Origin of the sequence: Pseudomonas sp. HPB0071, assembly GCF_000478505.2 — a bacterium.
Lineage (GTDB): Bacteria > Pseudomonadota > Gammaproteobacteria > Pseudomonadales > Pseudomonadaceae > Chryseomonas > Chryseomonas luteola.
The window spans coordinates 3,766,903-3,792,226 of sequence record NZ_KI517367.1; the positions used below are offsets into that span (position 1 = coordinate 3,766,903).

Consider the following 25,324-nt stretch of genomic DNA (forward strand, 5'->3'; position numbering starts at 1 on the left):
TTTATGAGGCATTCTTCAGTTTGGCTTGCTCTTGAGTCGGTAGTACGACCTGAAGCGTCTCCAGGAGAAGAGGCCATTCGGCCAACGCTTTATTCAGATTCTGTACAGTCTGAATCTCAGCGTAGCGGAAATTTTGCAAATCGTAATGACGAATTAGCGTGGAAACGTCTTCACGACCACTGTTGCCTGTGGCAACGATCTCAGTAACGGGCAGGGTAGCCATTCTGGTATTGCTCCTGTTTGCAAAGCATCTGGGCTTTGCCGCGTTTATTTCTAGTGCACCCAGCGGCGTAAGGTGCAATGGATAAGGCACTTGGAAATAAAAGCGTCATCAAGGGCCGCCATAATAGAGTTGCCCCACTACCGCCTGCGATCCGTGTCTTGAGTACAGTCTGTCCGGTCGCAGCCATGCCTTGAATTTGATTTCCTTAATCCACTCGATTCATTTTGTGAGCCAGTGCAAATTATCGGCGGCTATTCCCACTGCTTAAAGGCCTATCTGGCGTCTTCTGACCGAACGATTTTTTCTCAGGACGAATGGCGTTTTGATGGCATCTGTCTGTTTCCCTTATTTCTAGTTGACCTGAGCGCTGTGTCTGGCTAAATGCCGTCCGGTTGTGACGCTGAGTGCGTCATCCGCTGAGCAGTGAGGGTGAATGAACGCTTCGTGGGATATTTTTTGCAGTGTCGTCGATAATTATGGCGACATTGGTGTGACATGGCGCCTTGCGCGTCAGCTGGTAGCCGAGCATGGTCAGCAGGTACGCTTGTGGGTAGATGATTGGTCGTCCTTTGCACGTATTCATCCAGCCGCAGGTATCAGTGATGATCCTGTCCAGCGTCATCTGGGCGTCGAAGTGCATCGGTGGACAGCTGTATGGCCCGACGATGTCATTCCGGCAGATGTCGTTGTCGAAGCGTTTGGCTGTCCATTGCCGGCTCCCTACATCGACGCAATGGCTCGACGTGCCTCCCATCCCCTCTGGATCAACCTTGAATACCTAAGCGCCGAGGCCTGGGTGGAGAGCTGCCATCGCCTTCCATCGCCGCAGCAGGGGATGCAGAAATACTTTTTCTTTCCCGGCTTCACTCAGGGAACGGGAGGGCTGCTCAGAGAAAAGGACCTGCTCGATAAGCGTTTGCACTTTCAGGCGTCTACTGACGCACGGGCACGGTTTCTGGCTGCCCTGGGCATTACCCAGACGCCTGGCGAGCGCATCCTTTCATTGTTCAGCTATGAGATTCCAGCACTATCGGAGTGGTTGGATGAACTAGCCCAGGGCGCTGAGCCCACCTTGCTGCTCATTCCTGAAGGCCGTGTATTAAGCAACGTGGCCCATTGGCTGGAGGCTGAAGCGTTAAAGGCAGGCGAGGAATATCACCGAGGCGCATTGCGGCTCTGCATTGTTCCGTTCCGCCAGCAGGATGACTATGACCTGCTCTTATGGTGCTGCGACTTCAATGCTGCACGGGGCGAGGAGTCATTCATTCGAGCGCAGTGGGCTGGTCGACCCTTCATCTGGCATATTTATCCGCAGGAAGAGCGTGCCCATATGCTCAAGCTGGATGCGTTCCTGGACCGATATCTCGTCGGAGCAAGCCCGGCTGCGCAGGTGGCTACGCGTACGCTATGGCACGCATGGAACGGAGAAGGATCTCTTGGGCAGGCCTGGCGGGAATGGTCAAAACATGAAGCCGAAATGACCGCTCATGCGGAAAACTGGTGTGCCCGACAGAGTGAACTCAATGACTTGGCGTCAACGCTAGTACAATTCCATACAGAGCGGCTATTATACGGCGCTTGATTTTCTATCTTCTTCCAAACGGATAACCGCATGAAAACCGCACAAGAGTTCCGTGCCGGCCAAGTGGCCATGATCGACAACGCTCCCTGGGTCATCCAGAAGGCTGAGTACAACAAGTCCGGCCGTAACGCTGCAGTGGTCAAGATGAAGCTGAAGAGCCTGCTTTCCGGCAGCAGTACCGAAACGGTATTCCGTGCTGACGACAAGCTGGAACCAGTTATTCTGGATCGCAAGGAAGTAACCTACTCCTACTTCGCCGATCCGCTGTACGTGTTCATGGACAATGAATACAACCAGTACGAGATCGAAAAAGACGACCTGGGCGATGCGGTTAACTACATCGAAGACGGCATGACTGACGTCTGCGAAGCTGTTTTCTACAATGATCGTGTAATCTCCATCGAGATGCCGACCACTATCGTTCGTCAGATCGCCTACACCGAGCCGGCTGTTCGTGGTGATACGTCTGGCAAGGTGATGAAGACTGCTCGTCTGAACACCGGTTTCGAGCTGAAAGTTTCCGAGTTCTGCGATATCGGTGACCATATCGAAATCGATACTCGTACCAACGAGTACAAGTCACGCGCCAAGGTTTGATCGGCGAGTGTCACAAGAGCCCGGCTGATGCCGGGCTTTTTTGTGGGCCGTGTTTCGTTGGCCCAAAGCACAGTGATGGACAGGATGATGTATGGATGTAACGGCGATTGTGCTTGATATCCTGCTGGGTAGTGTTCTGGGCGTAGTGGGTGGTCTTTTTGGAATTGGGGGTGGTCTGATTGCGATCCCTGTGCTGGGGCTGCTCTTCGGGCTCGATCAGCAGTTGGCACAAGGCACAGCGTTGGTCATGGTCGTTCCTAATGTGCTGGTGTCAATCATCAAGTACAACCAACGCAATCGCATCGATTGGCGCCGTGCAGGTATTCTCTCGGGAGCGGGTATCCTGTCAGCCATTGCAGGGGCGATGCTGGCGGTAGGGCTGGATGCAGACCTGATGAGAAAAGGCTTTGTAGTCTTCCTGCTGTTTCTTGTGGCCTACAATCTCTGGCAGCTGCGCATGAAGAGCCATACGGTGACCAATCCACCTGGAGTCGCCTGGTTGGCAGTGTTGGGCGTGTTTGCCGGTCTGGTAGGAGGCCTCTTCGGCGTAGGCGGCGCGGTGATTGCGACCCCCATGTTGACGAGTGTCTTCGGCCTGTCCCAAGTCGTAGCGCAGGGGCTCTCGCTAACCATGGCGCTCCCGGCCACCAGCATTACGCTGGCAACCTATGCGATTCATCATGAGGTCGACTGGCTTATTGGCATGCCACTGGCAATTGGTGGTTTCTTCAGCGTCGGGTGGGGTGTAAGAATGGCCCACGCCTTGCCGGAGCGTCTGCTGCGTGGGCTGTTTTGCGGTTTTCTTCTGGTATGCGCCATATTGCTTGCGCTCAAATGATCAGCCAAGACGGAAGCCTTCGACAATGAAGTTTGCGAAGGCCTCCGTAACCTGGGACTCAGTGTTCGAATTACGAACCAGCATGATCCGGGCGGAGGGCAGGCGGGGCAGACCAGCCTCTTCCTCGTTGATGATTTCCAGTTCTGGCGTAGCCAGGCTGTGCAATTGCGCTGTTACGGCAAGGCCGGTGCCGGTCATGGCCAGGATGGCCGACAGGCTGTGGCTGCTATAGGCAACCCGGTAATCGATGCCCGCTGTCTCCAGGGCATTGCACATCCATAGACGGCAAAAACAGCCATGATTGAAGACCGCTACAGGCAACGGGCTTCGCTCAAGAGCGGAGCTGCCAATGGCCTGCATCCAGCGAACGGGTTCTTCTCTAAGGAACTGACCGATTTCGTGGCCTGGCTCGCAGGTCACGATGCTCAGATCAAGGTCATGCCGCTGCAACAGCTGCGCTGATGTCTCGCACTGAACTTCGACTTGCACAAGCGGATAGGCCTGAGCAAAGCGTGACAGAATACCGGGCAGAAAGCGCATAACGTAATCATCAGGAGTCCCGATGCGAACGGTACCTACCATATGGGGCTCGCGTAGCGTATTCAGCACTTCACTGTGCAACGCCATGATACGGCGAGCGTATCCCAGCAGCACCTGACCCTCAGCCGTGAGGCGAACCTGGCGTCCCTCTCGATCGAACAGCTGACGTTGAACGATATCCTCCTCGAGACGTTTCATCTGCATGCTAACGGCAGATTGGGTTCGGTTGACGACCTCGGCCGCACGCGTGAAGCCACCGCTGTCAGCAATGGCGATAAAGGTGCGCAAGAGTTCACTGTCAATGCTGGGGAAAAGGCTCAAAGCATCAATCTCCTGAATGCAAGGCATCAGAACTATTCGTTGGATTGATCTTATACGCGGGCCAAGAATGATGCCACTACATGAAGAGGAGGTATCAGCATGAACGCTCATGAGGTTATCCAGGCTTTCGATAGTGCGCGCCGCAAAATATCGGCTCTCTTGTTCTGGCAGAAAACACATGGAGTCATCAGGGCTTGGCGTGAGCAGGCCAGGCAACGCCAGACCCTGGCGATGTTAAGTGATGACGCCTTGAAGGATCTGGGCTTGAGCCGGGCGGATGCAGAGCGGGAGGGTTCCAAATGGTTCTGGGAGGGACCGTTTTCGCGTTGATGTCTGGCAGAGGGTTGACTAGGGTGTCCGTACCTGGCCCTTGGAATTCATCATGTCTGTCCCTTTGTCCCTGTCGTTGAAAGAGGCTCGCCGACTCGCCCTGACGGCCCAAGGCTTTTACGGCTTCAAGCCCAGGGGCGAGGTACGGCATCGGCATATCGAAGCGTTAATGAAGCGCTTGTGCATCCTGCAGATCGACTCGGTCAATGCACTCGTGCGGTCACATTACCTGCCATTATTTTCCCGGCTTGGGTTCTATCCCCGAAAGCTTCTGGATGAGATGGCATGGTCATTAGATAAACCGCACCAGCTGTTCGAGTGTTGGGGGCATGAAGCCTCCCTGATGCCTATGGAGGATTATCCGCTGATGCGCTGGCGCATGGAGCGGGCCGCTCAGGGGCGAGGCATCTATCGGGAGTTGGCACGGGTTGGGCGTGAGCAGCGCGCCGTGATTGAAGCGGTGCTACAGGCGGTACGGGAACGAGGCGTGCTTGGCGCGGGAAGCCTGACGACCCGAGTCGGCAAGGCGGGGCCCTGGTGGGACTGGAGCGTCGAAAAAAAAGCACTCGAATGGTTATTTGCGGCTGGAGAAGTAACGGTGGCAGGCAGGCGTGGCTTTGAACGTCTATACGATCTGCCTGAAAGGGTGATTCCGAAGGCCATACGAGAAAAGCCGCCACTGAGTGAGGCGGAGGCCCAGCGCGAGTTGATCCGCCGAAGCGCAGCAGCCATGGGGGTGGCGGCCGAAAAGGACCTACGAGACTATTACCGGCTCGATCCTGCTGATGCCAAGGTGCGTATCGCAGAATTGGTGGAATCCGGCGAGCTGCTGATGCTGACTGTAGAGGGCTGGAAAAAGCCGGCCTTTAGCCTTGGCGAACCGCAGCAATCCCTGCGCGCGCGACACGTGAGCGCGCTGTTATCACCTTTTGATTCGCTCATTTGGGAGCGCGCCCGTACGGAGCGATTGTTCAATTTCAGGTATCGGCTGGAACTCTATACGCCTGCTCATAAGCGAGTGTATGGCTACTATGTCTTGCCTTTTCTCTTCAATGAGCACCTGGTTGCACGGGTAGACCTGCGGGCTGAGCGCGCCCATGACCGGCTGGCGGTACATGCCCTGCATGGTGAGGAGGGACGTTTGAGCGAGGAGGCTAGTCGTTCGCTGGCAACCAATCTCCGCCAGTTGGCCAACTGGCTTGGCCTGGCGGAGATCAGTCTGCATGGCAGTGCAGCGGTGCTCAAGGCACCACTGGCTGAGGTCAGCGGCGGACCTGCTTGAGGGTTTCCGCAATCATGAAGGCCAGTTCCAGAGACTGGTCGGCATTCAGACGTGGGTCACAGTGGGTATGGTAGCGGTCGCACAGGCCGGCCTCGGTAATAGGTCGCGCACCCCCAATGCACTCAGTCACGTTCTGGCCGGTCATCTCGATATGAATGCCGCCCGCGTAACTGCCTTCGGCTTGATGCACCTGGAAGAACTCACGAACTTCCGATAGAACGCTGGCAAAGTCACGCGTCTTGTAGCCACTGGAAGCCTTGATCGTGTTGCCATGCATCGGGTCCGAACTCCAGAGCACCAGGCGGCCCTCTTTTTGTACAGCCTGAATCAGGCGGGGCAGGTGATCACCCACCTTGTTGGCGCCCATCCGTACAATCAGATTCAGACGGCCGGGATCGTTGTTCGGGTTCAGCGTATCGATGAGGCGTATCAGGTCTTCCGTTGACGTCGTCGGTCCAACCTTTACGCCGATCGGGTTATTGACACCCCGCAGGAACTCCACATGCGCGCCGTCGGGCTGACGGGTACGGTCGCCAATCCAGAGCATGTGCGCAGAGCAGTCATACCAGTCACCCGTCAGGCTGTCACGACGGACAAACGCCTCTTCATAATTGAGCAGCAGGGCTTCGTGAGCGGTAAAGAAGCTGGTTTCCTTAAGCTGCGGTGCGCTTTCCAGTCCGCAGGCACGCATGAAGGCGAGAGTTTCGTCAATGCGGTCCGCCAGTTGATGGTAGCGCTCGGCCAAAGCCGAGTTCGCAATGAAGTCCAGGTTCCATTTATGTACCTGATGCAAGTCGGCAAAGCCGCCCTGAGCGAAGGCACGCAACAGGTTCAGGGTTGCCGTCGCCTGGTGATAGGCCTGCAGCAGACGCTGAGGATCCGGTACGCGGTTGGCTTCATCAAAGGTGATGCCATTAACGATATCGCCGCGATAGGCTGGCAGCGTGACGCCATCCTGGGTTTCTTCACCCGAAGAGCGAGGCTTGGCGAACTGGCCGGCCATGCGACCCACCTTGACCACAGGGCACCCGGCGGCAAAGGTCATCACCACGGCCATCTGTAGCAGCACCTTGAACGTATCGCGGATCTTGCCGGCAGAGAACTCCGCAAAGCTCTCCGCGCAATCACCGCCCTGAAGCAGAAACGCCCGGCCATGGGTAACTTCGGCAAACTGGCGACGCAATTCACGGGCTTCACCTGCAAATACAAGAGGTGGAAAGCCGGCCAGGGTGCGCTCGACGTCGTTTAGACGCTTGGCATCGGGGTAGACGGGTTGTTGCTGGATGGGCAGTGCTCTCCAGCTGTCAGGGCTCCAAGGTTGAGTCATGATGGCTACTTGCTTTACGGATTATCCAATCGGGCAGGCATGTTAACCGATTAACAGCCTTTGGCGCTGATAGACGTGCTATATCAGTCTGCCTAAGATGGTGTGCTCTGTATAAAGGAGTCGACATGGATACTCAGGAGCGGTTACTGGCGGAAGTACACGACGAACATGGTCGTATTCGAGTCGTGGAAGCAGGGGAATACCGCTTTCTCGAGTTTGGAGACGAAATCGAGCAGAGTTGCGTATCGACTGCCAATCCCGGCTGGCTGGAATATGAGTATGGCCGGGCCATGCTGATGGGCGCGCTTTGCCATCCTGAACCACGGCGGGCGGTATTCATGGGCTTGGGTGCCGGAACACTGACGCGTGCCTGCCTTGATCATCTTCCATTGCAGGATGTTGAGGCAATCGAGCTGCGCGAAGCGGTACCGCCGCTGGCTCGACAGTATTTCGGTCTTGGTGACGATCCGCGCCTGCATATCCGCATTGGCGATGCGATGGATCTGCTGGACAGCTGCGAGCCAGCCGATCTGATTTTCGTCGACCTCTATACGGATGTAGGCCCCTCAGCCGCTCACTTGGCATGGGGGTTTCTGACAGGCTGCCAGAGCCGTCTCAATCCTGGTGGCTGGCTCATCATCAATCAGTGGAGCAGTACCGACGACAAGCCCCTGGGATCTGCATTCCTGCGTGGCATGTTCAGGCACCACTATTGGGAGTGCCCGGTGCCTGAGGGTAATGTCATTATTTTGGTGCCGGCCAGCTTCGAGCAAACCCTGGACCGGAGCGGACTGTCGGTACGTGTCGGTGCCATGGAGGAGAAGACTGGTTACTCACTGGGCCATCTGGTCGATCTGATTCGTCCGGCGAGCTAAATGCTTAGCCTTGAAAGCATTTTTGAGAAAGGCTGGGCTAATCCTGAGTTTTCCGGTATGATACGCCTCGGTCTTTTCAGACCTTTCCGTTCAGGAACTGCATTTTCCCGGTTCGCACCGGCCATAGCCTTGCAGTGCGAACTATTCCAGATGTAACACCACGTAATTTACTCATTCGCAAATCCTCACCTCGTCTGCCTGGGTGACTTCGGTCTATCGGAAATTAGCAGCACTAGGTCTTGGGTCTTTGCGATGTACAGAGGCAAGACAATGACCCAGGAAATCGGCGGTTTCGCCGCTCTCGATCTTAATCCTAACGTACTGGCGGCAATCAAGTCCGTTGGCTACGAAGAACCTTCTCCTATTCAGGCCCAGTCGATTCCAGTCATTCTGGCTGGCCACGACATGATCGGCCAGGCTCAAACGGGTACTGGCAAGACAGCCGCTTTTGCGCTTCCGTTGCTGTCTCGTATCGACCCTGCTCGCCGTGAGCCACAGGTCCTGATATTGGTGCCAACCCGTGAGCTGGCCCTGCAAGTGGCAACAGCCTGCGAAACCTACTCAACAGAAATGCCGGGTGTTAAGGTCGTTGCCTTATACGGTGGCGCGCCCATGGGCCCACAACTGCGCACGCTGCGTTTGGGCGCTCAGGTTCTGGTTGCTACGCCAGGCCGCCTGTGTGATCACCTTCGTCGAGATGACAAGATACTGTCCACTGTTGGACGTCTTGTACTCGACGAAGCGGACGAAATGCTCAAGCTGGGCTTCATGGACGACCTCGAATTCATTTTCGAAGCAATGCCTGAGTCGCGTCAGACCGTGCTGTTCTCCGCTACGCTGCCGCCGTCGATCCGTGCGATCGCCGAGCGTCATCTGAAAGAGCCCAAGCACATCCGCATTGCAGCCAAGACCCAGACAGTTGCCCGTATCGAACAGGCTCATCTGATGGTTCACGCTGATCAGAAGCCAGCCTCCGTGCTGCGTCTGCTGGAAGTGGAAAACTTCGATGCCCTGATTGCCTTCGTGCGTACCAAGCAAGCCACGCTGGACATGGCTGAAATGCTGGAGCGTCAAGGCTATCGCGTCAGTGCCTTGAACGGCGACATGCCCCAGGCTCAGCGAGAAAAAGTGATCGAGTCGCTCAAGGACGGATCGCTGGACATCGTGGTTGCAACAGACGTTGCCGCGCGGGGTCTGGACGTGTCTCGTATCACGCACGTACTGAACATCGACATGCCCTATGACCCAGAGTCCTACGTACACCGTATCGGTCGTACAGGTCGTGCAGGTCGTGAAGGTCGTGCGCTGCTGCTAGTAACGCCGCGTGAGCGTCGCATGCTGCAGGTCATCGAGCGTGTAACAGGTCAGAAGGTTGGCGAGATTCGCCTGCCCGATGCCGAAGCGGTACTGGAAGCCCGCATTTCCCGCCTGGCGGACAGTCTGGGTGCGCTACTCGCGGACGCAGAAGAAAACCGCGGTGCGCTGCGTGACGAGCTGTGCGAGCGTCTGCAGTGTGATCCGACAACATTGGCCGCTGCGGTATTGGCCAAGCTGACTGCTGGCCGTGCGCTGGATATCGACACGGTTCGCCGTGAGCAGCCGCTGACACCGGCGCCTCGCTCCGATCGTGGCGAGCGTCAGAGCAGTGGTGGTCGCAGTGAGCGTGGCGAGCCACGTGATCGTCGTCCGATGGCGCCACTGCCGGAGGGTCGCGTACGTTGCCGTACAGCCCTTGGTGCACGTGATGGCATCGCTGCCAAAAACCTGCTGGGTGCTATCCTTAATGAGGGTGGCGTTCAACGCGAGGCGATTGGTCGTATTCAGATCCGTGAATCCTTCAGCCTGATCGAGTTGCCGGAAGAAGGACTCGAAGGGCTGCTGAATCGTCTGAAAGATACGCGTGTAGGTGGCAAGCCGCTGCGTCTGCGTCGTTATCGCGAAGACTAAGCAGTGTGATTTGCAAAAAGCCCTGGCCTTGTGCCGGGGCTTTTTGTTTTCAGGTGTTGGATGCCTACTGTCTAGTTATCAGCAAGGAGGTCATGTGGAAGCAGCATTCTGGATATCCAAGTGGGAGCGCAACGAGATCGGTTTTCACGTGCCTGAAGTCAGTGCTTATCTCACACGAAACTGGGCGTCACTGGAGCTAGTAGCTGCCGGGTCGCGTGTACTGGTTCCGCTTTGTGGAAAAACACTGGATATGGTCTGGCTGGCAGAGCAGGGCTATCAGGTCGTGGGCATTGAACTCTCCCAGGTGGCGGTCGAGTCATTCTTTGCCGAGCAGGGGCTGAGTCCTATGCAGGAAAAGCGCGGTGATCTGGTGCTCTACAAGGCGGGACCTTATGAAATTGTGCAAGGTGATTTCTTCAAGGTAGGCGCAGAGCAAGTGGCGGCATGCGCTGGCTTCTATGACCGGGCAGCCTTGATTGCCTTGCCGGAAAACATGAGACCTTCTTACGTTAAGCAAATAAGCAGGCTTATGCCAGCCAAGGCGAAAGGACTCCTCGTAACTCTTGAATATGACCAGGACCAGCGCGCGGGCCCGCCGTTTTCAGTGTCAGAGCACGAACTCCATGCCTTGTATGGCTCTGCTTGGGGGCTGACCTGTCTGGAGCGCAATGATGTACTGGCGGAAAACGCCAAATTCGCCCGGCAGGGGGTGATCCGGCTTGATGAGGTGGTGTACCGAATCAGTCGGTAGGAAAGGAGGGGCAGCAATGCGCTGCCCCTGAGTCAGAGAATGACTTTATCTCGCAGCTTCTCAGCAGCCTGCTGCAAGGCCTGGATGACTTTTTCCTTGTCATAATTCTGGATGCTATTGGTATCCAGGTACATGGAAAAGCCTGGGGCTTCATGCTCCATGTAACTGGGTGAAGCGCCCAGATCACGGCGGAAGTCCACAACCTGATAGATCTGAACCGGACGGCTGAAGCCCTTTACGCTGATCTGGCTTTTATCCCGGCACATGATGACGTCCTTGATCAACGAGTAGGTCTCATGGCTGATCAGAATTTCCCCGGCATCGGCCGCACTTTCAAGCCGGCTGGCAAGGTTTACTTCACGGCCGATGATCGTGTAGTCCATCCGTGTGCTGGCACCGAAGTTACCGACCGTGCAGTAACCCGTATTGAGGCCCATTCGGATTTCCAGAGGCTTGGTAATGCCCTGGCTACGCCACTGCTGCCTGAGAACTTTCATGTGCTTGCGCATGGCGATGGCCATGGATACCGCTGCAACCGCGTCCTTCTTCGCGCCTTGGGTATTGGGATCACCAAAGAACACCATGACGCAGTCCCCTACGAATTTGTCGATCGTACCACCGTACTTGATGGCAATTTTCGACATCTCGTTGAGGTAGTTGTTGAGCATGTCCGTCAGTGCTTCGGCTTCAAGTTCTTCGGACAGCTCCGTAAACCCTTTGATGTCGGAAAAGAACACGGTGAGCTTTTTACGCTGGGTCTCCAGGATGACGTTCTTTTTGCCGGTAAAGATCGACTCCCATACTTGAGAAGGCAGGTACTTGGAAAGATTGTGGGCCAGATTCGCGGCTTTTTCATGTTCAAGCTTGAGTTCTTCCTGCGCTTGGCGCAGGCGAAGCCGCTGTTCATACATGAAGTACGCTGTCATGCAGAGGTGCAGACTGGTGCCTACGATACTGACAAAGGTAACCAGAAGCGGTGTGTGCGGTTCGATGTGCTCCAGCGCGACCGCACTGGTCGCCAGTAGAGCGCTGAAGGCTGTCAGCAATGCAATAGCAGCATAGCGGCCCCCTCCCATCAACAGGGAGGTAAACGTCAATAGCAGCAGGACCATGAAGCTGGGTACCAGCGAAAAGCCCAGCAGCAGAATGCTGATACCCGCATGCACCGAATCAATGAACAGCAGGATCAGGTCGGTTTCCTGGTTGCGGTTGCGGCGGAAGCGTATGCTGACCTGTTGAGCCACATGGGGATACAGCAGCGTGTAAGGCACCAGCCACAAAATGTTGTATGCGAAGTGGTGGGCATAGGCGCCTGCGGCAATGGTGGCTGCCAGGGCAAGGTAGGCCAATGCGCGAGAATAGTATTCGCCTAGGTACTCGGATGGGCTGTTGGCGTGTCGATGGGTCAGAAACTTCATAGAGTCGAACCATCTGGAAGAAAAAGTGATGCCATAGTAACCCTCAAAAGTCTTGCAAAGAGCTGTGCCAGAATAGCGTCGCTGGCGAGCGCGATCTTATCTGAGGTCGTTATTCTCGTCCAAAGTCTTTACTTGTTACCGATGAGCAGAAGTTTGGCATGGAGTAATGGCACAATTCAGCCGGTCTGTACAACAACGATCGTTTTGATGAAAAGAGGTGTTCATGGATGCACTCGATGTGCTGCTTAACCGCGTTTCCGTTGCTCGCTTGACCGAGCCTGCCCCTACGGCAGAGCAGTTGGAAACCCTCTTTGCTGCCGCGTTAAGGGCGCCCGATCATAAGCAGCTGCGCCCCTGGCGCTTTCTGACGATTCAGGGGGAAGGGCGCCAGGCGCTGGGCGAGTTGTTTTCAAGGGCGGTTCTGGCTCAACGCCCAGAGAGCCCGCCCGAAGCCTTGGCCAAGGCGCGCAACATGCCTATGCGTGCGCCTTTGCTGGTGGTGGCTGTGGCCTGCATTCAAGAGCACCCCAAAGTACCTGCGCAGGAGCAGATCCTGGCAGCAGGGTGTGCGGCTCATGCTCTGGAACTGGCGGCTTATGCCATGGGGTTAGGCGCTATATGGCGCTCCGGTGATCTTACGCATGATCCTGTCGTACGCGAAGGGCTGGGCATTGGTGCTCACGAGGAAATCGTCGGTTTCATTTACCTGGGGACGCCGGACGTTACTCCGCGCAAGCCGGTAGCGTTGGAAACGAAGCAATTCGTCAAGACTTGGCCGGTGTAATCAGGCTTGCGGGAAGCTCCAGTGTGGCGACGAACCCACCCTCGGGATGGTTGGCGAACACGAGCTTTCCCCCATGTCGCTCGACCGCGCGCCGGGCGATGGCCAGGCCCAGGCCGTAACCCTGACTCGTCTGGTTGGCCGCACGATAGAAGGGTTCGCCCAACCGTGGTAGGTCTTCATTCGCCACCCCTGTTCCGTGATCACGCACTGCGATAGTCAGTGTTCCCCCGGTCTGGTGGGCTGTAATTTCCAGAGGCGTTTCAGGTGGATTGAAGCGCAGTGCATTACGGATCAGGTTATCGATGGCGCGTTCGAGCAGGTCAGGCCATCCGTGCAGCATCAGGGTAGCGGGTACATTTACCTCGATCCGCTGCTCGGGTGCGGTCAGCTGAGCGTCATCGCACAGGTGTTCGATGAGTGCATTCAGAGGGATGTCTGCCCTGTCGCCAGATTCGCCGTCCAGGCGGGCCAGCGCCAGGATCTCACCGATCAGCGTTTCCAGACGATTGCATTCCTGTTCCAGCCTGGGCCACATGGCGGCGCGATCTTCAGGGGTCGCGCGCTCGGCCAGCGCAAGGGCAATGCGAAGTCGGGCAAGAGGCGAGCGTAACTCGTGAGAGACGTCTCGAAGCAGTTGACGCTGGCTGACTATGAGACTTTGCAGGCGGTCGCCCATTCGGTTGAAGTCCTGCGCCAATACGCCAAACTCGTCTCTTCGCCGAGAAAGCTTGGCAAGGCTGTCCTGCTGATAGGCCGTACGTCCCAGATCATGCACAGCGCTGCGCAGGCGGTTCAAGGGTCGGGTAATCGCCAGCGTTAACAGCAGACTGAACAGCGTCAGAACTACAAAGGCAATGACCAATACACTGATAGGGAAGAGCACTGAATCGCGCCGCCAGGCGTTCAGCTCGGGCAGTGGGATATGGTAAATGAACAGGTAACTGCGCCCGCTTTCGCTGCTGGTATATTCCGTAGTAATCCGTCGCCAGGGCGGCGGTCTTCTGGGGCCGCGTTTTTCCATTTCCATGACATGCGGAGGGAGGGTGCCGGGCACTAGTGGCGTCCCGTTCTCGCCCAGTACCTGTATATCGACGCCAAAGCGGCGCTTGCGGTGTTCGAGCAATCGTTGGGCCGCGTCTTCGCCTTCATGCTCGTAGCGCTCGACCCACTTGGCGGGCAGCTGTTGAAGGCCGGGATGGCGGGAAAGGATCCAGGAATCCTGATCGAGAATATGCCCCAGGAGCATGGTCAGGCCGACTGCCGACAGGATTGCCAGCCAGAAGGTACCGAATATTCGCCAGAACAATGTTCTCAATACCATGTGGAACCCTGGTTTGGATGGAAAACTGCCCAGCTGGGCTGGGCAGTTTTAGGCATCAATTGGATTTGTGTTCTTTCTTCCACTGCTGGAACTCAGCCCATTCCGCTTTGCGCTGTTCCTGCTTCTTGGCCAGCTCGTCGAACTTTTTGCGCTGATCAGGCGTGAGCTGATCGCGAATGGTCTTCTGCGTCTTTTCGCGGTTGGCCTTGAGCTCATCCTTCATGGCCTGACGCTCTTTTTCTGGCAACTTGTCCAGGTACTTGTGAATGATGTCCTGGCGATCGTGCATCTCCTGACCCATCAGCTTACCGATAGTACGGTGCTGCTCAGGCGTCAGATCAAGTTCCCGGAACGGTCCGCCCATCATGTCGCGATGTCCCTTGGGACCGTCCATATGCATGCCGGGCGGGGGCGGCGGCATGTCATCGGCTGGCGCAGGCGCTGCAAAAGATAAAGTAGGCAGCAGGGAAGCGAACAGCAGGGCGGGAATCATCTTGCGCATAAGGTTCTCCTTTTTGAGAGCCGGTATCGACCGGATGAGTCCACTTTAGCGGAGGCAAGGTCAGGCGCCGTCAATCAAGGTAAAGCTTGGGTAAATACGCAGTCAGTAAATTGTGTCAATACCGTGCCGGCTATTCACTGTAGTAATAGCCGCGGCCTCTAATGGCCATGATGCGGGGTCTGCCATCCGCATGGGCACCCAGTTTCTTGCGCAGATTGCTGACATGCATGTCGAGGCTGCGATCGTAAAGCGTAAGCTTACGTCCCAGGGCAATCTGGGCCAGAGCCTGTTTATCCAGAGGGTCACTGGGTTGGCGAAGCAGGGCTTCCAGAATGCGGCTCTCGGTAAGTGTCAGGTTGACCTCGTGCTCGCCGATGTTAGCGACGCCTCGGGCAACGCTTAATGACAGATCACCCAGCTGTAAGCGGGCTGCAGGCTGCGCCGGGTGGCTGCGGCGTAGAACGGCGCGCAGGCGCGCAGTCAGCTCTCGCGGGTCGCAGGGTTTGGCCAGATAGTCATCCGCGCCCAGCTCCAGGCCCAGGATGCGATCCAGGGGTTCGCCACGGCCGGACAGCATCACGACAGGTAGCTCGGGGTAGTCGCTGCGTAGCTGCTTGAGCAGCTCCAGACCACTTCCATCAGGCAGCATGACGTCCAGTACTACTGCAGAAGGGGTGTGGGCAGCCAGTTCCTGGCGTGCAGTCACGCCATCGTGGCTGGCGCGCACTTCGAATCCTTCCTGCTGCAACCAGGCACTTAGCAGATCGCAAAGCTCACGATCGTCATCGATCAGAAGAATTTGGCTCATTACGTTAGGCTCGTCGGAAACCGGAAGCAGGCTGCCGACGTATGACAGGCCGGCAGCTGTATGAAGACTTCAGCGGTTCTAGGATTTCTTGGAGTCGCTGTCATGCAAATGCCTGGACAGGTAAATGCCCTGACCAATCATGAAGAGCAGCGTCATGCCCAGGCTGCCAAACACCTTGAAGTCCACCCAGATGCTCTCGAACGTAAAGGCAACGAACAAATTGGCAAAGCCGCAGACCAAGAAGAAGATGATCCAGGCAATGTTGAGGCGTACCCAGATCACATGGGGCAGGGTCATGGCATGGCCCAGCATCCGCTCGATCAGCGGTTTGTCACCAATGAAATGACTGCCGATGAAGGCCAGGGCAAACAGCCAGTTGACCACAGGCGCTTTCCATTTCAGGAAGGTTTCGCTGTGGAACGCCAGGGTCATGCCACCAAACACCAGACAGGCCACCAGCGTCAGCCATTGGCCTTTCTCCAGATGTCGCTGCTGGATGAAAAGGATGCCATAGACGATGACTGACGCAATGATCAGAACCGCTGTTGCACTAAAGATGCCGCCCAGTGAGAAGGCATGACCTGCGAACTCGACGGTTCGAGGTTCAAGCTTGAAGACGATGAAGAACAGAAGCAGGGGGATGAAATCGATAAGTTGTTTCATTTAAGCAGCCGGAGCCAAGACATCCGGGCATAATAACAGACGAATCAAGACGAGGAACCAGGATGCGTGTCGATCTGCACTGCCACAGTACGGCTTCCGATGGGACATTGGCCCCGGCCGAGGTGGTTGCACGCGCCTATGAGCGGGGCGTTCGGTTACTGGCCCTGACCGATCATGACACCCTGGAAGGATTTGCCGAGGCGCGACAGACGGCCGATAAGCTGGGATTGACGTTACTGACAGGCGTTGAGCTCTCCTGTACCTGGGGCGGCGCAACCATCCATGTATTGGGCTACGGCTTTGACAGCGACTCTCCAGACTTGAAGCAGGCACTGGAGGCCCTTTACACGGGGCGTTGGGCGCGGGCCGAAGAAATTGATCGACGTTTGGCTGCCAAGGGCATGCCGGGGGCGCTTGAAGGCGCTCAGGCTATTCAGCAGGCGCTGGGTGATAGCCGTAATGCGCCTTCCCGCCCTCATTTCGCTGAGTTTCTAGTGCAGGCAGGCTATGTGAAGGACAGGGGCGAAGCATTCCGCAAATGGCTGGGCGGAGGCAAGATCGGTGATGTCAAGCAGCACTGGCCGACCCTGGAGGAAACAGTCACAACCCTGCGTGCGGCCAAGGCGTGGATCAGTCTGGCTCATCCATTGGCTTATGACTTTACACGGACTAAACGGCGCAAGCTGATCGGTGACTTCATCATGGCCGGCGGGCATGCCCTGGAAGTGGTCAATGGGGTCCAGCCAGCCGAACAGGTTGGCATGTTGGCAATTCTGGCGCGTGAGTTCGGTCTGATGGTTAGTGCCGGAAGTGATTTCCATACACCGAGTGACTGGTCTGACCTGGGCATGTACCGCCCGGTCCCTGAAGACCTGCCTCCGCTGTGGGCACGGTTCGGTCATGCCATCTACCCAGCCAGTCAGGAGCCAACGTGAGCCAGTACATCGAGATACATCCGCAAAATCCCCAGCCGAGGCTGATCCGTCAAGCCGTGGATATCATTCAAAGCGGCGGCGTGATCGCCTATCCCACCGACTCGTCTTATGCATTGGGCTGTCGGATCGGTGAGAAAAATGCCGTAGAACGCATCCGGCGAATTCGCCAGCTGGACGATAAGCACAACTTCACTCTGGTATGCCGCGATCTTTCCGAGCTTGGTTTATATGCCAAGGTCGACACGAGCACCTTTCGACTGATCAAGGCGCATACGCCAGGGCCCTATACCTTTATTCTCAACGCCACCCGTGAGGTGCCACGCATTCTGCTGCATCCCAAGCGCCGTACCATTGGTGTGCGAGTGCCCGAACATCCCATCACTCAGGCGCTTCTGGAAGAGCTGGGGGAGCCGCTGATGAGTGTCAGCCTTATCATGCCTGGCGAGAAAGAGTCGCTATCCGACCCTTATGAGATGAGAGACCAGCTGGACCATCTCGTTGACCTGATCATTGATGGTGGAATGGGGGGACTTGAGCCCTCTACGGTGGTCAGCCTGACCGACAGCGAGCCGGAAGTTCTACGTGTTGGTGCTGGTGATCCAGAGCCGTTTGAGCGTGAGCGTGCATGAGCGAGCCAGGCAGTCCTGACGTGAACGAGCCTTCGGCACGCATAGAGGCGGCAGTACCGCTGGTTTACGGGCAGGCTTTTACCGAGCTGCCACAGGACTTGTATATCCCGCCAGATGCGCTGGAGGTCTTCCTCGAAGCCTTTGAGGGACCGCTTGACCTGCTGCTTTACCTGATCCGCAAACAGAATATCGATATTCTCGATATTCCAGTGGCTGAGATCACGCGGCAGTACATGGGTTATGTCGAACTCATGAAATCGGTTCGTCTGGAGCTTGCTGCAGAGTATCTGGTCATGGCAGCCATGCTGGCGGAGATCAAGTCGCGCATGTTGCTGCCTCGCTCTTCGGAGGTGGAAGAGGAAGAGGAAGACCCTCGAGCTGAATTGATTCGCCGGTTGCAGGAGTACGAGCGCTTCAAAAAAGCTGCTGAGGATATAGATACTTTGCCTCGGGTAGGGCGTGACATTACCGTACCCACTTTACCGGCATCTGACGCCAAGGCGCGCAAGCTCCTGCCGGATGTCGGTCTGAACGAGCTGATGCTGGCTATGAGTGAGGTTATGCGGCGGGCGGATCTCTTCGAGAGCCATCAGGTATCACGGGAAGTCTTATCGACTCGTGAGCGCATGAGCGATGTGCTCGAACGCCTCAAGGGGGGGCAGTTCGTACCCTTTATTGCCTTGTTTACCGTCGAAGAAGGCCGTTTAGGTGTGGTGGTGACATTCATGGCTATCTTGGAGTTGGTAAAGGAATCGCTGATCGAATTGGTACAGAACGAGCCCTTTGCAGCGATTCATGTACGGGCCCGAGGCGAAGACGCGCCTGTTGCCGATGCAGATATTGCCCAGTCCTGACTACCGGCCTAGGCCTAGCGCCGTCATCAGGGAATCGATTGCAGTAAATGTCTGGTCCGCCTGTGGTAATGGGGGGCGAGTACGCATCAGGACAGGGATTTTCAAGTCGCGCGCAGCGATCAGTTTAGCCTCGGTGGCGCTGCTGCCGCTGTTCTTGCATACAATCACCTCGATCTCTTGATCTTTCAACAAGGTGTATTCGTCTTCTATCCGGAATGGTCCTCGTGCGTTCAGGAGCGTAACGTTGGAACGACTCTGCTCCGAAGTGACCAGGCAGCGAACCCACCAGCGCTGGTGACGGGGTATCTCATCGATATGGGTTAGCGGCTCTCGCCCGAGCGCCATCAGGACGCGGGCAAAGGGATAAAGCTGGGCCGTCAGATCGGGCCAGTGATGCCATTCCCGCCAGTTATCACCCGCGCAAGGATGCCAGGCCGGACGATGCAGCACCCAGTATGGAGTACCTGTTTGTCTAGCGGCTTTCTGAGCATGTCGGCTGATCTGTTCAGCGTACGGATGGGTCAGATCGAGCAGCAAATCAATTCGTTGTTCATGAATGAAACGAACTAGCCCATCGATACCGCCAAAGCCACCTACGTGGCAGCGGCAGGGTAAGTCATCGGGTATCTGACCCAGGCCAGCCAGGCTATAGATGGCATCAGCGGGAAGCTGATAGGCAAGGCGCAGACCTTCGCGAGTGCCGCCCAGCAGCAGAATTTTCTTCAAGACGCGCTTCCCATCAGATTGCCGGCGCGGTCGATGGCAAAAACGTCCAGTGCCGTGGCAGCGGGCAGTTTACTGAGCGCCACATTACGGGCGAGTCGGCAGATATGGTCAGCCAGGAGGAAACCGGCCTCATGAGAAAGCTTGAGCGCCTGTTGACTGGTAGTGCAGGAAGCAATAGCTGCTTGCAGGGAGGCACCTGCGCCGAGAGCTGCCGCCTGCTCAGCCAGCCAGGGCAGGTCTATGCTGGAGCTACGGCTGTGGAGATCCATGTGTCCGGCTGCCAATTTGCTGATCTTGCCAAAACCGCCACAGAGAGACAATCGTGGCACTGGAGCGCGCTTGGTATGTTTTAAGACCGCGCCGACAAAATCTCCCATCTCGATCAAGGCAATTTCAGGCAGGCCGAAGTGGGTCCGCATGGCCGCCTCGCTGGCATTGCCGGTACACGCAGCCAAGTGAGACTCTCCATTGGCGCGGGCAACATCAATAGCCTGCTGAATTGAGGCGATATAGGCTGCGCAGGAAAAGGGACGAACGATGCCGCTGGTACCCAGAATCGATAGCCCTCCCAGGATGCCCAGGCGGGCATTCATGGTCTTTTGCGCCAATACCTCGCCGTTTTCAACGCCGATAGTCACTTGGAATCCGCCAGGGTAGCCAGCCTCAAGGGCGAGCCGCTCCAGATGGTGGCGCATCATCTGCCGGGGTACCGGGTTGATCGCGGGCTCTCCAACCTCCAGTACCAGACCTGGTCGGGTTACTGTGCCAACGCCAGAACCTGCTAGAAAGGTAATACCGGGTTCGGCTGTCAGCTCGACCTGAGCGAAAATCCGTGCGCCATGGGTAACGTCCGGGTCATCTCCAGCATCCTTGATGATCGAGGCGATAGCACCCGTAGCACTACGCTCGCAATGCTCGATGCGAAGCAGAAGGGTTTTCCCGCCCTTAGGCAGGTCGATGGTCAAGGCATCAAAGGTTTCGCCACGCAAGAGCAGCCGTGCCGCTGCCAGGCTTGTGGCCGTGGCGCAGCTGCCTGTTGTAAAGCCGCTGCGCAGCGGACCTTTACGCTCGGGAGACTCCTCGCGCATGGGCGTTGGATCGTCCTTCAGCCCACCACTGACATGAGTGCGTCAGGTTTGGAATGGACGAACGGGCAGGTGAACGGTCTCATGCAGGCGGCTCCTCGCTGGCTTTTTTGCGACGCTTGTATGCCGGACGATATACATGAGCCTTGTCCTCCCGGTAAAGAAAGGATTCGGAAAAATCATCTGGTGCCAGCACACGCCCGACAAGAATCAGCGCCGTGCGGTGGAAGCCTTTGGCCCGAACCTTAGCCAGGATGTCTTCCAGCGTACCCATTACCCAGTCCTGATCCGGCCACGTAGCCCGGTGCACCACAGCCACGGGGCAATCGGCGCCATAGTGCGGGATCAGGTCCTCGACAATCTTGTGCAGTCGGTTGATTCCCAGGTGTATGGCAAGGGTTGCGCCATGCCGAGCAAGGTCCGGCAGTTGCTCACCTTCGGGCATAGCTGTCTTGCCTGCATAGCGCGTGAGAATAATGGTTTGAGAGATATCCGGAAGCGTCAGCTCTGTACCGAGCAAGGCAGCGCACGCAGACGTGGCTGTGACGCCCGGTATCACTTCGAAAGGAATGTCCAGCGCACGTAAACGGCGAATCTGTTCGCCAATTGCGCCATAGAGTGACGGGTCGCCTGAATGCACGCGTGCTACATCCTGGCCCTTGGCATGGGCAGCTTCGATCAGCGTCATGATTTCCGCCAGATGAAGCTCGGCAGTATTGATGACCTGTTCGGCTGTGTTGCCTTGGAGAACAGCCTCGGGGACCAGAGAGCCTGCATAGAGAATGACCGGGCAGCTGTGAATCAGTCGCTGGCCTTTGATGGTGATCAGCTCAGGGTCGCCAGGACCGGCGCCGATGAAATAAACCGTCATGCATCGGCTCCCAGTTTTTTGGCATAGCCGCGGGGCGTGTATACCCATTGGCCAACTCGGCGGGTTTCGCTGTTGCCCACCAGCACAATAGTCAGCATATCGACCTGAGCTGGGTCAAGTTCGCCTAGTGTAGTGACAGTGATCTGCTCTGTTGCCCGGGTAACGTTGCGACCGATAATGACAGGCGTGTCTGTTGGGCGTTTTTCCAGTAACAGCTCACGGGCACGTGCCAACTGCCAGGTACGCTTTTGGGAGACCGGGTTGTAGAAGGCCACTACAAAATCTCCTAGGCCTGCCGCACGGATGCGTGTCTCGATGGTTTCCCAAGGAGTGAGCAAGTCTGAAAGCGAGATAGTGCAGAAATCGTGGGCCAGTGGGGCGCCCACACGGCTGGCGCAGGCTTGCAGGGCTGAAATGCCGGGCACTACGGCAATCTCCACCTCGTGCCAGGCGGGCAGCGCCTCGTGCTCCAGTAGCTCGAACACCAGAGTCGCCATGGCATAGATGCCTGCATCTCCGCTGGAAATCAGCGCCACGCTTCGGCCTTCGGCGGCCAGCTCCAGGGAGCGGCGGGCACGGCCGATTTCATCACCCAGCGGGCTATCGTGACGTGCCTTGCCGGCCACGATCTCGCCGAGCAGGTCGACGTAGAGCGGGTATGCAACCAGGTCTGTAGCGCCTTCCAGCGCGCGGCTGGCAGCGGGGCTCAAGTGCTCCAGCCCGCCTGGGCCGGTACCGATGATAACTAAACGTCCAGTCATGAAGGATCCTGATAGGCGCGTGCAAGAGCAAGGGTCGCACGGGCGTTCTTGTGTTTGGGAATGATCAGCTCGGCCGGACCGCCCGTTACCTGCTCGGCCATTGCAAGGGCCGCTGCCTCTGCCACGCCATAGCAGCCCGTTTCGCGAAAAACGATAGCGGAGCGTTGAGTGAGCTGGTTTTCGTACCGGTTGAGCGTGTCGGCCTCAAAAAACCGAATAGGTACATTTAATGTTTCAGCCAATGCCAGCATGCCGACTTCGTCGTGTTTCAATGCGATGCTGGCGAAACCATTGATGTCGGCTACGGTCAGCGAATGGGCAGCCAGGGTTTCTGTCATCAGTGTATGCAGAACTGATTCCGGGCAGCCTCGCTCGCATCCCAGGCCAGCAATGTAGAGAGGACGGGTGTAGCGCCGGGCACTGGTGATAACGCATTGAGCCTGCAGCTGCTCCGACCATTCCTGCGCCCAGGCGTTGGCGCCGCCTTCATGGCCGGACAGCAGGGGAATGATGAACCGACCGGCTTCATCCAACACCAGCACCGGCGGGTCGCGGTACTTGTCTTGCAACACTGGCGCCAGGGTGCGTACGGCGATACCGCTGGCGCAGATCAATGCCAGCCGATGTCCGGCCTGGAAGCGTTGCTGTACGATTTCGATAAAAGGCTGAGGACGATGCAGCCACTCGGCACTTCGATCCAGTAACTGCAAGCGTTGAGCGAGCGCAGCACCGGCATCCGTCAGACTGACGATGGTCAGCATGGCTGTGCCCCGATTAGGAACAAGGCAAAGTAGGGGCCTTGTTCTCCATCAGGCATCGCTTCATGGCATCGAATGATCCGCTGTGTGTCACGGCTGGCGTATTCGACATAAACGCTATCAGCGTCACGTCCGGTACGTCGCAGCAAGCGCAGGATTTCACCATACTGGCGGCCGGGTTTCATGATCACGAGCGGTCCGGGCTCATGCAGGGCGCTGGCCAGCCGCTCCGGGCCGGCAGTAGCGGGCAGGATGCGCAGGCTTTGTTCGAGTCGCGTCAGCGGGTGACGCGCTGCAGCGGCGGCGGCCATGATCGAACTGATGCCCGGCACAATCTGGCAGGGAAACCGCTCGCCCAGCCGATCATGTAGATAGATGAAGCTGCCGAACAGTAGAGGATCGCCTTCGCATAGAACCGCCACGTCCTGTCCATGCTCAAGCCGGTGGGCAATATCGGCAGCAGCTTGATCATAGACAGAGAGCGCCGCATCGCGCTGACGCTCGAACGGCATGTAAATAGGCAGCTCCAGCTGATCGATCAGGTGTTCCTGGGCGATGACCCGCGCCTGGGAGGCACCTTGCTGATTGGCAATATAGGCTACTACCGGACACTGCCGGATCAGGCGGGCAGCCTTGAAGGTAAGCAGTTCGGGGTCGCCGGGGCCGACACCGATGCCATAAAGTGTACCAGTCATGGTTTGATTCGCTTGAAAAGAAGTACAGGCAGGTGCGGGCGCATGAGGCGTTGACCGGCGAGACGGTCGCCTCTGGAAACGGCCAACTGGATCCATTCGTCGTCCTGGGCAGGCTCAATTTGTGAAAAGCCATGCAAAGCCATACGCGCATCCTCGGTGACGGCACTGGCAATCAGGCGTCCTCCTGACGGGAGTCGAGCCCAGCATGCTTCAAGAATCGCAGCCAGATCACGGCCGCCACCGCCTACAAATACGACGGTCGGCGATGGCAGTTTAGCGATATGCTCAGGCGCACGGCCTTCATGAATATGCAGGTTCTTGATAACGCCGAAGCGGTCACGGTTCGTAGCAAGATGGGTGAGTCGCTCGGCGTGATACTCCAGGGCATGAACCTGCCCATAGGGGTTCCATCGGGCCCATTCCACCGCTACGCCACCACACCCTGCACCAATATCCCAGCCGATATCACCTGCACGGGGCTCAAGCAGCGAAAGAACACACAGCCGTACCTCGCGCTTGGTCAGCAGACCTCTGCCGGCCTCGTCACCGTCTGTGCTGAACGCGGCGTCGGTGATGCCCGGGAATTCAGGCAGTACGCCACCTGCACCTTGAGTCCTGAAGATCACGACGTTCAAGGGAGAAAAGACTTCAGTCGACTCACTGAGAAGGCTGGCCGTATGAGCGGACACACGTTCCTCATGGGTGCCTAGGTTTTCTGCTACCCAAACGGTGGAATCACCAAAGCCTCCTGCAACCAGCTCGTCTGCGATCGCGGCAGGATGGCTGTGGGCATCGGTGAGCGTTGCAAACCAGCGGTTGACCTTCAGGGCGGCGCGCAGACTGGAAAGGGGACGACCATGCAGGCTGACCACTTCAGCCTCTTGCCAGGGTTGGCCGATCCGGGCAAAGGCGGCCTGGATACTGGACACTGCCGGATAAAGGCGAAGCTGCTCAGCGGTGAGGTGCTTGCGCAGATGTCCGCCAAGGCCATAAAAAAGCGGGTCGCCAGAGGCAAGCAGGACGATGCGCTGGCCGGAGTGCTCTGCCAGAAGCGACCAGAGCGCTGAAAACGGGCTAGGGAAATGGGCCCGGCGAGGAACATCGAGGCCTTGCTGCTCAAGCGCTTCGAAATGACGCGGTGCACCAATAACCAGCTCAGCCGAGTCCAGTGCCTGCCTCGCTTCGGCCGAAAGGGCTTCGCCTGCGAGCCCAAGGCCGATGACTTCCAGCGTAGGGCCATTCCAGGTTCGTTCGCTCACCAGCGTATCCCTTGCTGCACACGTGCCAGTGCATTGAGCGTAGCGGCGGCCAACGCGCTGCCGCCCCGTCGGCCACTGAGCGCTATCCATTCGATGCCGAGTGCTTGCCCATGAGCCATGAGCGCATCCTTGGATTCTGCTGCACCAATGAAGCCAACCGGCATCCCGATGACAAGGGCGGGCCTGGAGCCACCCGTTTCCAAGTGCTCAAGCAGTCTGAACAGGGCTGTCGGGGCGTTGCCAATGACTACAATGCTGCCGGGCAGATAGGGCTCCCACAGCGACAGCGCCGCCATGCTGCGCGTTTCACCCGTTGCTTTTGCCAGCGCCGGGACACGCTCGTCATTCAGAAAGCATAAGGGACGCTCACCGAACAGGCGTCGGGTCAGGCCGTGCCTGACCATTTCGACATCACAGAGGATAGAGGCCTGCGCCTCCACGGCGGCAAGACCGGCTTCCATGGCATGTGGGCTGAAGTGCAGCGCTTCCACAATCTCCGGTTCGCCACAGGTGTGCACCAGGCGCATGGCAATCTGCGCCTGGTCAGGGTCGAAGCGGCTGAGGTCGGTCAATGTCCTGATCTGTTCAAAGGACTGACGCTCGATGGCCTCCGGGTCGCGCTGATAATCGAAGGGCATGCAA

Annotated in this window: 27 protein-coding genes and 1 pseudogene; 12 read left to right on the plus strand and 16 right to left on the minus strand. The window is 57.3% G+C overall.

The features are described 5' to 3' along the window. Position 1: 1 nt before the first annotated feature. Complete coding sequence (gene bcsR, locus HMPREF1487_RS17505) at positions 2-223, minus strand: BcsR/BcsP family cellulose biosynthesis protein (protein WP_010798021.1); 222 nt, start codon at positions 221-223, stop codon at positions 2-4. A gap of 433 nt (positions 224-656) precedes the next feature. Between bcsR and earP the strand changes: the two genes are divergently transcribed. From earP to HMPREF1487_RS17520, 3 genes are all read left to right on the plus strand, one after another. Then, positions 657-1,805, plus strand: a complete 1,149-nt coding sequence (gene earP / locus HMPREF1487_RS17510; protein WP_010798022.1) for an elongation factor P maturation arginine rhamnosyltransferase EarP — start codon at positions 657-659, stop codon at positions 1,803-1,805. A 30-nt stretch (positions 1,806-1,835) separates the two neighbouring features. Continuing rightward, positions 1,836-2,402, plus strand: coding sequence for an elongation factor P (gene efp / locus HMPREF1487_RS17515; RefSeq protein ID WP_010798023.1), 567 nt, complete (start codon positions 1,836-1,838; stop codon positions 2,400-2,402). A 91-nt stretch (positions 2,403-2,493) separates the two neighbouring features. After that, the gene (locus HMPREF1487_RS17520; protein WP_010798024.1) at positions 2,494-3,240 is read left to right on the plus strand and encodes a sulfite exporter TauE/SafE family protein; all 747 of its coding nucleotides are present in this window, start codon (positions 2,494-2,496) and stop codon (positions 3,238-3,240) included. Here HMPREF1487_RS17520 and HMPREF1487_RS17525 read toward each other — a convergent pair whose 3' ends face one another. Continuing rightward, positions 3,241-4,101, minus strand: a complete 861-nt coding sequence (locus tag HMPREF1487_RS17525; protein ID WP_010798025.1) for a LysR substrate-binding domain-containing protein — start codon at positions 4,099-4,101, stop codon at positions 3,241-3,243. A 99-nt stretch (positions 4,102-4,200) separates the two neighbouring features. Here HMPREF1487_RS17525 and HMPREF1487_RS17530 point away from each other — a divergent pair, with 99 nt between their 5' ends. Beyond that, complete coding sequence (locus HMPREF1487_RS17530; protein ID WP_010798026.1) at positions 4,201-4,431, plus strand: DUF1127 domain-containing protein; 231 nt, start codon at positions 4,201-4,203, stop codon at positions 4,429-4,431. Positions 4,432-4,483: 52 nt separating this feature from the next. Next, complete coding sequence (locus HMPREF1487_RS17535) at positions 4,484-5,713, plus strand: winged helix-turn-helix domain-containing protein (RefSeq protein WP_010798027.1); 1,230 nt, start codon at positions 4,484-4,486, stop codon at positions 5,711-5,713. Here HMPREF1487_RS17535 and HMPREF1487_RS17540 read toward each other — a convergent pair. Further along, positions 5,694-7,040, minus strand: coding sequence for a class II 3-deoxy-7-phosphoheptulonate synthase (locus tag HMPREF1487_RS17540; RefSeq protein WP_010798028.1), 1,347 nt, complete (start codon positions 7,038-7,040; stop codon positions 5,694-5,696). The genes HMPREF1487_RS17535 and HMPREF1487_RS17540 overlap by 20 nt on opposite strands. A 125-nt stretch (positions 7,041-7,165) precedes the next feature. On the opposite strand from HMPREF1487_RS17540, the gene HMPREF1487_RS17545 reads away from it, so the two are divergent. From HMPREF1487_RS17545 to HMPREF1487_RS17555, 3 genes and pseudogenes are all read left to right on the plus strand, one after another. Next, positions 7,166-7,915: a spermidine synthase gene (locus HMPREF1487_RS17545; protein WP_010798029.1), complete on the plus strand. Its 750-nt coding sequence runs from the start codon at positions 7,166-7,168 to the stop codon at positions 7,913-7,915. Between the two features lie 239 nt (positions 7,916-8,154). Further along, a pseudogene (locus tag HMPREF1487_RS17550) lies at positions 8,155-9,862 on the plus strand (DEAD/DEAH box helicase). A gap of 94 nt (positions 9,863-9,956) precedes the next feature. Beyond that, a complete protein-coding gene (locus HMPREF1487_RS17555; RefSeq protein WP_010798031.1) occupies positions 9,957-10,613 on the plus strand; it encodes a thiopurine S-methyltransferase in 657 nt (218 codons plus the stop codon). Positions 10,614-10,645: 32 nt separating this feature from the next. On the opposite strand, the gene HMPREF1487_RS17560 is transcribed toward HMPREF1487_RS17555, so the two are convergent. Further along, the gene (locus HMPREF1487_RS17560) at positions 10,646-12,031 is read right to left on the minus strand and encodes an adenylate/guanylate cyclase domain-containing protein (protein WP_010798032.1); all 1,386 of its coding nucleotides are present in this window, start codon (positions 12,029-12,031) and stop codon (positions 10,646-10,648) included. 223 nt (positions 12,032-12,254) lie between these two features. Here HMPREF1487_RS17560 and HMPREF1487_RS17565 point away from each other — a divergent pair, with 223 nt between their 5' ends. After that, complete coding sequence (locus HMPREF1487_RS17565; protein ID WP_010798033.1) at positions 12,255-12,815, plus strand: NAD(P)H nitroreductase; 561 nt, start codon at positions 12,255-12,257, stop codon at positions 12,813-12,815. On the opposite strand, the gene HMPREF1487_RS17570 is transcribed toward HMPREF1487_RS17565, so the two are convergent. The 4 genes from HMPREF1487_RS17570 to HMPREF1487_RS17585 form a co-directional block, all read right to left on the minus strand. Continuing rightward, entirely contained in the window at positions 12,796-14,130 is a 1,335-nt protein-coding gene (locus tag HMPREF1487_RS17570; RefSeq protein WP_037030878.1) for a HAMP domain-containing sensor histidine kinase, read from the minus strand. The genes HMPREF1487_RS17565 and HMPREF1487_RS17570 overlap by 20 nt on opposite strands. Positions 14,131-14,191: 61 nt before the next feature. Continuing rightward, positions 14,192-14,638, minus strand: coding sequence for a hypothetical protein (locus HMPREF1487_RS17575; protein WP_010798035.1), 447 nt, complete (start codon positions 14,636-14,638; stop codon positions 14,192-14,194). A 130-nt stretch (positions 14,639-14,768) separates the two neighbouring features. Beyond that, entirely contained in the window at positions 14,769-15,446 is a 678-nt protein-coding gene (locus tag HMPREF1487_RS17580; protein WP_010798036.1) for a response regulator transcription factor, read from the minus strand. A gap of 78 nt (positions 15,447-15,524) precedes the next feature. Next, positions 15,525-16,109, minus strand: a complete 585-nt coding sequence (locus HMPREF1487_RS17585; RefSeq protein WP_010798037.1) for a septation protein A — start codon at positions 16,107-16,109, stop codon at positions 15,525-15,527. A 62-nt stretch (positions 16,110-16,171) separates the two neighbouring features. Here HMPREF1487_RS17585 and HMPREF1487_RS17590 point away from each other — a divergent pair, with 62 nt between their 5' ends. From HMPREF1487_RS17590 to HMPREF1487_RS17600, 3 genes are all read left to right on the plus strand, one after another. Next, positions 16,172-17,044, plus strand: a complete 873-nt coding sequence (locus tag HMPREF1487_RS17590; RefSeq protein ID WP_010798038.1) for a PHP domain-containing protein — start codon at positions 16,172-16,174, stop codon at positions 17,042-17,044. Then, complete coding sequence (locus HMPREF1487_RS17595) at positions 17,041-17,673, plus strand: L-threonylcarbamoyladenylate synthase (protein ID WP_010798039.1); 633 nt, start codon at positions 17,041-17,043, stop codon at positions 17,671-17,673. Before HMPREF1487_RS17590 ends, HMPREF1487_RS17595 begins: the two co-directional genes overlap by 4 nt. A gap of 119 nt (positions 17,674-17,792) precedes the next feature. Further along, on the plus strand, positions 17,793-18,527 hold the full coding sequence (locus tag HMPREF1487_RS17600) for a segregation and condensation protein A (RefSeq protein ID WP_167670392.1): 735 nt from the start codon (positions 17,793-17,795) through the stop codon (positions 18,525-18,527). On the opposite strand, the gene HMPREF1487_RS17605 is transcribed toward HMPREF1487_RS17600, so the two are convergent. The 8 genes from HMPREF1487_RS17605 to HMPREF1487_RS17645 all read right to left on the minus strand — a co-directional run bounded on the left by HMPREF1487_RS17605 (position 18,528) and on the right by HMPREF1487_RS17645 (position 25,320). After that, complete coding sequence (locus HMPREF1487_RS17605; protein WP_010798041.1) at positions 18,528-19,253, minus strand: cobalt-precorrin-6A reductase; 726 nt, start codon at positions 19,251-19,253, stop codon at positions 18,528-18,530. After that, a complete protein-coding gene (locus tag HMPREF1487_RS17610; RefSeq protein WP_010798042.1) occupies positions 19,250-20,341 on the minus strand; it encodes a cobalt-precorrin-5B (C(1))-methyltransferase in 1,092 nt (363 codons plus the stop codon). Before HMPREF1487_RS17610 ends, HMPREF1487_RS17605 begins: the two co-directional genes overlap by 4 nt. Before the next feature lie 79 nt (positions 20,342-20,420). Beyond that, the gene (gene cobM / locus HMPREF1487_RS17615; protein WP_010798043.1) at positions 20,421-21,209 is read right to left on the minus strand and encodes a precorrin-4 C(11)-methyltransferase; all 789 of its coding nucleotides are present in this window, start codon (positions 21,207-21,209) and stop codon (positions 20,421-20,423) included. Beyond that, positions 21,206-21,970, minus strand: a complete 765-nt coding sequence (gene cobJ, locus HMPREF1487_RS17620) for a precorrin-3B C(17)-methyltransferase (RefSeq protein WP_010798044.1) — start codon at positions 21,968-21,970, stop codon at positions 21,206-21,208. Before cobJ ends, cobM begins: the two co-directional genes overlap by 4 nt. Beyond that, on the minus strand, positions 21,967-22,731 hold the full coding sequence (locus HMPREF1487_RS28410) for a cobalamin biosynthesis protein (RefSeq protein ID WP_010798045.1): 765 nt from the start codon (positions 22,729-22,731) through the stop codon (positions 21,967-21,969). Before HMPREF1487_RS28410 ends, cobJ begins: the two co-directional genes overlap by 4 nt. Beyond that, entirely contained in the window at positions 22,725-23,423 is a 699-nt protein-coding gene (gene cobI, locus HMPREF1487_RS17635) for a precorrin-2 C(20)-methyltransferase (RefSeq protein ID WP_010798046.1), read from the minus strand. Before cobI ends, HMPREF1487_RS28410 begins: the two co-directional genes overlap by 7 nt. Then, entirely contained in the window at positions 23,420-24,682 is a 1,263-nt protein-coding gene (locus tag HMPREF1487_RS17640) for a bifunctional cobalt-precorrin-7 (C(5))-methyltransferase/cobalt-precorrin-6B (C(15))-methyltransferase (RefSeq protein WP_010798047.1), read from the minus strand. Before HMPREF1487_RS17640 ends, cobI begins: the two co-directional genes overlap by 4 nt. Further along, positions 24,679-25,320, minus strand: coding sequence for a precorrin-8X methylmutase (locus HMPREF1487_RS17645; RefSeq protein ID WP_010798048.1), 642 nt, complete (start codon positions 25,318-25,320; stop codon positions 24,679-24,681). The genes HMPREF1487_RS17640 and HMPREF1487_RS17645 overlap by 4 nt, the downstream gene beginning before the upstream one ends. Between the last annotated feature and the right edge of the window lie 4 nt (positions 25,321-25,324).